The sequence below is a fragment of the uncultured Succinatimonas sp. genome, from assembly GCF_905203285.1.
Taxonomy (GTDB): domain Bacteria; phylum Pseudomonadota; class Gammaproteobacteria; order Enterobacterales; family Succinivibrionaceae; genus Succinatimonas.
Map to the genome: position 1 here is coordinate 1 of NZ_CAJKVK010000146.1, position 2,028 is coordinate 2,028.

1 protein-coding gene is annotated in these 2,028 nt (G+C 43.1%); it reads right to left on the reverse strand.

Translation table 11 applies throughout. The annotated features are described in order from the left end of the window. Positions 1 to 85 precede the first annotated feature (85 nt). Positions 86 to 1,909 (reverse strand): transposase, encoded by a 1,824-nt coding sequence (locus tag QZ019_RS09690; RefSeq protein ID WP_295484615.1) that lies wholly within the window; start codon positions 1,907 to 1,909, stop codon positions 86 to 88. Between the last annotated feature and the right edge of the window lie 119 nt (positions 1,910 to 2,028).

The following is a 2,028-nucleotide window of genomic DNA, read 5'->3' on the forward strand; positions in this document are numbered from 1 at the left end:
CCTGAACTCTGCTCTTTTTTGTATATCTATCAGCAGAGTTCATAATCAAAGCCTTCCCCTGCGGAGGGCTTTATTCTTTGTACCGTTAAGGTGTCAGTAAATCTTCAATCACTATCGGCTCATCTTCTTCATCTTCAGTATTATTTTGCTGTAGAGCTTTATCGACCGGCTCAGGCTCAGGTAAAGGAATATCTAAAGCTTCCATTATTTCCTTTACCTTTCCGACAACTTCACTATAGTAGCCGCCGTCTTGGTAAATCGTCTGCTGCACACTGTTAAGCGCGGCAATAAGTTTGGTTTCGCTGTCATAAGGCAGCTCAATACCTTTTATTTTGGCGCAGTCGGCACGGCGGCGGAACATAAGGCCGATAACGCAGGAAAGGAAAGTCAGGAACGCTTTGCCGCGCAGCGTATCGTCGGTGGAAACGCGGAAGCGGCTGCCTGATACGGTTTGTTTAAAGCAGTAAAATCCTTCTTCCACTCTTTGGCGATCGAAATAAGCTTTCCATGCTTCTAAAGGGTCGGAAACGCAATCGGAGATAAGGATGCGGATACCTTTATCCAGCATGGCTTCCATTTTGACGGAAGCATTGAGTGAGTAATTGCCGCTATCATCTTTGACGATGAACTTATTGAAGAAGTTTTGTTCACCGTCGGTTAAAGCTTCATTATTCTCCATCTTTTCCATGATTAAAGCGGTTTTATCGCCGATAGCTTTTTCATAAGCGTAACGAATGTTGCGGTTAAGATAGATATGAACATAAAGTACGGCTTTATCCCGGGCGCGTTTACCGGGAGTAATGGGATAAGACCAAGAAATAGGAACGGTAACGCAGGAGCAGCCGATTTTTCTTTTGATGGCGCATTCATTAAGTAAAGCCGTGAGATTATCGGCAATCAAAGCTTTGCAGAAAGTTAAAGAGGTTTTGATATTGGTAAGGAAACTTAAGCCGTTTTGTAAGAAACGATGGATATTGATTATGGCACCGTAGCCTTTGTCGGTAACCATGACGGCGGTACGCTCCATACCGACAAGAGCATGATCCTTAAGCATATTAGCCACGGTGGAGACATCGGGGACGGCACCGGCATAGGCGCGGTAGAACAAAGGCAGTCCCGTCTCCTGATGGACAATCATAAGCACGTTGATTTGTTTGAGTAAGTCACCGTCTTTATTGTGACCCCATTGGGCAGGGGTAAGTTTGGCGGCATAAGTGGAAACGGAAGTGGAATCCACAGCATAATAAATCTTGGCCTTGCCGACATTGGCATCTTCGATTTTTCCCTGCTCTAAGTTCAATACCTTAAGAAACTTGGTGATTTCATCGTCGCTGATGCTCTTAAGCAGTTTGCTTATCTGTCCTGAAGACAAAGGACGCTGATAGGGTAAACGGGTATGAGCGGCAAAATCTTCATAAAGATGTAAAGCTCCGTTGGCGTTTAAATATAAGTAATAGGCTAAAGACAACAGTTTGCGGTGACGATTGTAAGAAGAGAAAACCCGGGTCAGTGCCGTGCTTACCGGGGTGGCGGCGATGATATTGTCCAAGACCCAGGTGGCACCGGCGTTAAGCTTTTTTAAATTAACGGCTTGAGTTAAAGAAATCATTTCATCTAAAGGCTCGAATTTAAACTCAAAAATCTTTTTCGATCCTTTCATGCCTTTAAAGATTCTTTTAGCAGTTAATTCACCAAGCAGAGGATATTGATTTAAAAACTCCTCCGACCATTGGATGACCCCTTCCTCACCGCCGCCTAAAATTTTGCCTACGGTTTTAATGGAGCCGGGAAGACGGTAAGAGCGTTTTTTCTCTTTATCCCAGCAGTTCTTATAGGTTTGGATATAAGAGTATTTACCGTTTTTCTGAACGGAAAGCGGCGGGAGCTTGGGGATAGTGACAACTGCCATAGTAGAGCCTTACATAGACAATGATAAATATATATCTATTATAACACACAAAAATAAAAGAGAAACAATAAGTTAAATAAATTTCTCTTTTATTTTTATCTAGAACAGCAGAGTTTGGG

Coding starts and splice junctions, on each gene's coding strand:
- QZ019_RS09690 (WP_295484615.1), bottom strand. CDS start 1,909: ATGGCAGTTGTCACTATCCCCAAGCTCCCGCCGCTTTCCGTTCAGAAA.